At 32.4% G+C, this 5,640-nt stretch carries 6 protein-coding genes; 2 read left to right on the top strand and 4 right to left on the bottom strand.

Annotated elements, in window-relative coordinates; translation table 11 throughout:
• The first annotated feature begins 161 nt into the window (after positions 1–161).
• Positions 162–536: a hypothetical protein gene (locus ACH2BG_RS12260; RefSeq protein WP_395047979.1), complete on the top strand. Its 375-nt coding sequence runs from the start codon at positions 162–164 to the stop codon at positions 534–536.
• A 121-nt stretch (positions 537–657) separates the two neighbouring features.
• On the opposite strand, the gene ACH2BG_RS12265 is transcribed toward ACH2BG_RS12260, so the two are convergent.
• The 4 genes from ACH2BG_RS12265 to greA form a co-directional block, all read right to left on the bottom strand.
• Entirely contained in the window at positions 658–1,845 is a 1,188-nt protein-coding gene (locus ACH2BG_RS12265) for an aminopeptidase C (protein ID WP_395047980.1), read from the bottom strand.
• A gap of 124 nt (positions 1,846–1,969) precedes the next feature.
• Positions 1,970–3,871: an alpha/beta fold hydrolase gene (locus ACH2BG_RS12270; protein ID WP_395047981.1), complete on the bottom strand. Its 1,902-nt coding sequence runs from the start codon at positions 3,869–3,871 to the stop codon at positions 1,970–1,972.
• 56 nt (positions 3,872–3,927) lie between these two features.
• On the bottom strand, positions 3,928–4,317 hold the full coding sequence (locus ACH2BG_RS12275) for an HIT family protein (protein WP_395047982.1): 390 nt from the start codon (positions 4,315–4,317) through the stop codon (positions 3,928–3,930).
• A 107-nt stretch (positions 4,318–4,424) separates the two neighbouring features.
• Positions 4,425–4,901: a transcription elongation factor GreA gene (gene greA, locus ACH2BG_RS12280; protein ID WP_395047983.1), complete on the bottom strand. Its 477-nt coding sequence runs from the start codon at positions 4,899–4,901 to the stop codon at positions 4,425–4,427.
• 165 nt (positions 4,902–5,066) lie between these two features.
• On the opposite strand from greA, the gene ACH2BG_RS12285 reads away from it, so the two are divergent.
• Complete coding sequence (locus ACH2BG_RS12285) at positions 5,067–5,486, top strand: hypothetical protein (protein WP_395047984.1); 420 nt, start codon at positions 5,067–5,069, stop codon at positions 5,484–5,486.
• Positions 5,487–5,640: the final 154 nt, after the last annotated feature.

Genomic DNA, 5,640 nt, shown 5'->3' on the forward strand with positions numbered 1-5,640 from the left:
CAATATCACTAATTTTAGTTAGAAAACAACTAACCATAAATAGTTAATATTTAATTAGTTATGCTTTTAATCGAAAAAATAATACTATCAACGATTAAATAATTTTATAAAAAGAGTTATAATTAAATTTGCCTCGAAATTAAACAATAACACATAACGAGATGAAAACTATTTATTTTTTATTACTATTAAGCCTTAGTTGTATAGCAAATACTACTAACAAAGAAATCGCTATAAATGTAAATCCAACCAACACAATCGAAACATTTAGTGATGGACCTATACCAAAAAATAACTATATATCAGGTCTGAAAATTATTAATGATAATTCTCGAAAATATGGAAAACTTATTTATATAGTTTCTGATATATATACTACGAAAAAAATTTCGCTCTTTAATAAAAAAGGTAAAAAGGTTTTTACGATATCAACCATTGGTTCTCCAATATATCTTTCGAAATTTAAAAAAGGAACATATACCATTAAAGTTGTTGAAGATGGAAAAACAGAAATAAAAGAATTTACAATAAATTAGCATATTACTAATAAATCATAAAGCCCCACAATGTAGGACTTCATGATTTTATGTGCTTTTACAAAAAAAGGGGAGTGTTTAAATTTAAACACTCCCCTTTTTATAAATAATTTGATTAAAGTTACACTTTCAACTTTTTAGCCATGTCTGCAGTAATCGATTTTTTGTGAACCATAAGAGCCGTAGTTTTGTATTTTACAAACTCTTTACTCATATACAAATATCCTTTGTAATCGTTTGTTGTTCCCCAAGAATTCTTAACAATATAATATTCTTTACCAGTTTGGTCTTTAGACATACCCACAATGTGCATACCGTGATCGTCTGTAGTATTGTAATTATCAAACCCTTTTTGACGCATTTCTTCTGTAACTACAGGTTCTTTTTTAGGCCCATTAAACAAATCTGCTTTTTCTTCGGCATTCATGTCATCAAATTTCTTTTCAGAAACAAAGGCCACACCGTTTTTCCAACTAAATGTTTTTTCACTCACATCGCCAGCCCAAGCAACAGTATAACCGTTTTTTAAAGCATTATCTGTAATATCTGTCAATTCATTAATTTGTACATTATATACTTGGTCAAACGACCAGTTGTCTGGAACCATCAATACAAATTTCGAATAATAAGGGTATTCTTGTAAAGACGAAATTTCTATATAATCGTCGGCATTTATACCTACAACCTCTTTTGCAAAAGTCTCAGGCGTATATTTTTTCCCGTTATAATCGAAAGTTTTTGGTACAATTCCTAAATAAGAATCGATAACTGCTGCGTAAGCTTTTTCCCAGTTTGGTGTTAGTTCTCCGTTAGGATTTTTTACAACCGCAGCAAGTAAAGCTTCACCTAAAGCTGCCATTTCTCCAAATTTATTTTTCTCGGTTCCGTAATTTAAACCCGTATAAACTGATTGAGGAACTGCACCATACTTGCGATACATATTCATCACATCATGAAAAGCACCACCATCACCAAGTGTAATTGCACCATGCATACGAACGTAATTTCTACCCTTTTCTACATAAGCATTACGCGCAGAGAAAATTTGTGATAATTCGACTGGTTTTTTTCCCATACGTATCATTTCTGATTCTAAAAATGAGTTTGCTGAATAACTCCAACAAGTTCCTGAAGAACCTTGTGTTTTTACAGAAGTATTTTCTAGATTAATTACATCGGTAAATTTGAATGCTTCTTTGCTTTTTTCGCTAGCATTTATTTTTAATGAATTCACTAAATTGTCTTGTGCAAAACTTGAAGCACTAACGATTAATGAAGTCGCAATAAATATTGATTTAATTGTATTCATAGTTTTTATCTTTTAAAGGTTTGTAAAATTAAAAAATGTTCTTTCTTATTTTTTAATTTTACAACAATTTAGGTTTTAATTAAGAAATAAAAAAACCTTCAATTTTAATTGAAGGTTTTTAATATTACAACGTTTCTTTCAACCATTTGTAAAACTCTTTTTGCCAAACTTGTGCATTTTGAGGCTTCAATACCCAGTGGTTTTCTTCTGGAAAATATAAAAATCTGCTGTTTATTCCTCGCAATTGTGCTGCTTGAAACGCTTCTTGTCCTTGCCCGATGGGTACTCTAAAATCGTTTCCGCCTTGTATGATTAGAATTGGAGTGTTCCATTTCTCAACATAATTTATAGGGTTGAATTTAGTATAGGTTTGTTGTGCGATTCTATTGTCTTTTTCCCAATAAGCACCACCAAAATCCCAGTTATTAAAGAAAACCTCTTCCGTTGTGCCAAACATACTTTGAGTATTGAAAACCCCATCGTGGGCAATAAAACTTTTAAACCTGTTGTTGTGAATTCCCGCTAAATAAAACACTGAATATCCACCATAACTAGCACCAACACAACCCAAACGCGTTTTGTCTACATATTTTTCTTTAGAAACATCATCAATTGCAGAAAGATAATCTTGCATTACTTGTCCGCCCCAATCGCCAGAAATTTGCTCGTTCCAAGCTTGTCCGTGACCATACATTCCTCTTCTGTTTGGCGCTACAACGATATAACCTTGTGATGCCATAAGTGAGAAATTCCAACGGAAAGAATATGATTGTGTCAACGGACTTTGTGGTCCTCCTTGACAATATAACAATGTTGGATACTTTTTAGTTGCATCAAAATTAGGAGGAAGAATCACCCAAACCAACATTTTCTTGCTATCGGTTGTGGTTACATAACGTCTTTCGTACTTTGGTAAACTTAATTTAGCATAAGCGTCATTATTTACTTTTGTGAGTTGCAACCATGTTTTTTTCTTCAAGTTGTATGAATAAATTTCTAATGCGTGATTCATGTCTGTTCTTGTAACAATCGCATTATCGGCAGTAATATCTACAATGTCATGCACATCGAAATCGCCAAAAGTAAGTTGAGTTACCGTAATTGCAATTTTTGTTAATCCTGGAAAATTAACTTCAAATAATTGTTGTGTTCCATCTATTGCCGCAAGAAAATATACTTTTTTACCGTCTTTACTCCAAGAAAAACTAGAAACTGAATTATCCCAATTTGCAGTTAGGTTCATTTTCATTCCTTTAAAATCGACAATAATATCGTTTTTATCGGCTTCGTAACCATCACGTTTCATTTGTAAATAGGTTAAATTTCCTTGTGGTGAAAAAACCGGATTCGTGTCGTAACCTAAATTGGCTTCGGTTCTATTGATGGTTTTTTCAGTTTCAAGATTGTATTCATAAATATTGGTATTGGTCGAAATCGCATATTTTGTTCCCGCTTCTTTTTTGCATACATACAAAATACTTTTGCTGTCTGGCGACCAAATATAATCTTCGTCGCCACCAAATGGTTTTTGCGGTGAATCGAAATTTTCGCCTTTTAGAAGATCTATTCCGACTGATTTTTCTTTGTTTTCTTTATAAAAAACGTGGTTAAATTTTCCTTCGTTCCAAGTATCCCAATGACGATAATCTAAACCGTTGTATATTTGAACGTTCGATTTTTCTAATTCTGGGTAATAATCTTTTCCGTGAACTTTATCGATTTTTACTTCTTCGTTATAAACGATATATTTTCCGTCAGGAGAAATATTTTTGTCTATTAATAAATCTTTCGTGTCTTTTACTTCTGTTGCGTTTCCTCCAATTACTGGAATGGTATAAAACTTCGAGCTAGATTTATTTTCTTCTATTGATGGTGTCGAAACACTATATATTACGTTTTTCCCATCTTTAGAAATTCCTAAAGCCGTAACTCGTCCTAGTTTCCATAATAATTCTGGAGACATTGTATTTTGTGCAACAACGTTTAAACTCATTGTGAATAGTATTAAAATCAGTATTTTTTTCATTTGTTATTAAATTAAAAAACCATCAGTAATAACCGATGGTTTGATGTAAATAAAATTTATAAATTTCCTTGAATTTCTTTAACCAAAGCTAAAAATTCTTCTTGTGTAAGACTTACTTTATTCTGAAAACGCATTTCGTCCATTTCGTTAAGCGGAATAAGGTGCACGTGAGCGTGAGGAACTTCTAGTCCTATAACCGCCATACCAATTCGTTTGCACGGAACCGATTTTTCTAATGCGACTGCGATTTTTTTGGCGAAAGCCATTAATCCCAAATACAAATCATCGTTTATCTCGAAAATTTTGTTTATTTCTTGCTTCGGAATACACAAAGTATGACCTTTTGCATTGGGATTTACATCGAGAAAAGCTAAAAAATTGTCATCTTCTGCAATTTTGTAACAAGGGATTTCTCCGTTTACTATTTTGGTAAAAATACTTGACATTTTTTTCAGATAGTTAGATTTCTGGATTATTAGATAGTTAGACTACTTAGATTTTTAGACTTTTCGTTAAATTTTAATCTAAAAATCTAATCGTCTAAAAATCCTCTTTAATCTCTTGTAATTTCTAAGATTTCAAATTTTAAAGTTCCATTAGGAACAGTAATTTCGGCAATTTCCCCAACAGATTTTCCTAGCAATCCTTTTCCGATAGGAGAAGTTACTGATATTTTTCCTGTTTTAAGATCTGCTTCGCTTTCGGCAACTAAATGGTAAGACATTTCCATTCCGTTAGATTGATTTTTAATCTTCACATGCGATAAAACCAATGCTTTTGAAACATCTAACTGAGACTCGTCTATTAAACGAGCGTTAGAATATACTTCTTCCATTTTTTTTATTTTCAACTCTAAAAGACCTTGTGCTTCTTTTGCAGCATCGTATTCGGCATTTTCAGACAAATCACCTTTATCTCTAGCCTCTGCAATATCTGCCGACGCTTTTGGGCGCTCAATTGCTTTGAGTTGTTCTAACTCGTCTTTTAGTTTTTTTAATCCTTCGGCTGTATAATAAGATACTGTACTCATAATTTATTCGTTATATATAAATAGAAAAAATCCCATCGCGACGGGATTTCTTTCGACAAAGATATTATTTTTTATTTCAGTTTGTAATTTTATATGACAATCATACTATTACAAAGTTAATTAAATTAAATTTGTTCTAACGAAATAGGCTAAAAAAAATTTAAAATGAAACGATATTTCCTTCTAATAATTACTATTCTTACTTTATCTTGCCACAAAGACAAGGTGGTAAATGACAATCCGTATTTGCCAAATTATTCTTTTTCGGTAGTTATAAACACGAACTTACCTTCTTATAATAACCTTAATTATCCTAGTAATCCAGTTTTAATTACTACTGCTGGAGCAGGAATAAAAGGAATTATTATGATGAAAGTAGGCACCGATGATTATCGCGCTTTTGAAGCCAGTTGCCCAAATCAATACCCTAGCGATTGTACACAACTTACTATAAACGGAATTAACGGAAAATGTTCTTGCGATAATGTAGAATACAGCTTGTATACAGGAGTTGGCGCTGGGCAATATCCTTTAAAACCCTATAGAGTTGAGGTTAGTGGTGCTAATTTGAGGGTTTATAATTAAGGGTTTAACTACAAAACTCACACCAAGCTACAAGATGCTGGGAAATCCTTCGTCTTTCCCAGCATCAAGCCTCGGCTACGCCGAAGATGCGAAAAGCCCTTTCAGGACTTCCCACATCTTCAGCTTTGAGGCATTTCTCTCGGGAGAAAATCTC

The organism is Flavobacterium sp. (assembly GCF_043779715.1).
Classification (GTDB): domain Bacteria; phylum Bacteroidota; class Bacteroidia; order Flavobacteriales; family Flavobacteriaceae; genus Flavobacterium.

Bases quoted from the DNA above. Each gene is read 5' to 3' on its own strand.
- ACH2BG_RS12260 (WP_395047979.1), top strand. From the start codon at position 162: ATGAAAACTATTTATTTTTTATTACTATTAAGCCTTAGTTGTATAGCA.
- ACH2BG_RS12265 (WP_395047980.1), bottom strand. From the start codon at position 1,845: ATGAATACAATTAAATCAATATTTATTGCGACTTCATTAATCGTTAGT.
- ACH2BG_RS12270 (WP_395047981.1), bottom strand. From the start codon at position 3,871: ATGAAAAAAATACTGATTTTAATACTATTCACAATGAGTTTAAACGTT.
- ACH2BG_RS12275 (WP_395047982.1), bottom strand. From the start codon at position 4,317: ATGTCAAGTATTTTTACCAAAATAGTAAACGGAGAAATCCCTTGTTAC.
- greA (WP_395047983.1), bottom strand. From the start codon at position 4,901: ATGAGTACAGTATCTTATTATACAGCCGAAGGATTAAAAAAACTAAAA.
- ACH2BG_RS12285 (WP_395047984.1), top strand. From the start codon at position 5,067: ATGAAACGATATTTCCTTCTAATAATTACTATTCTTACTTTATCTTGC.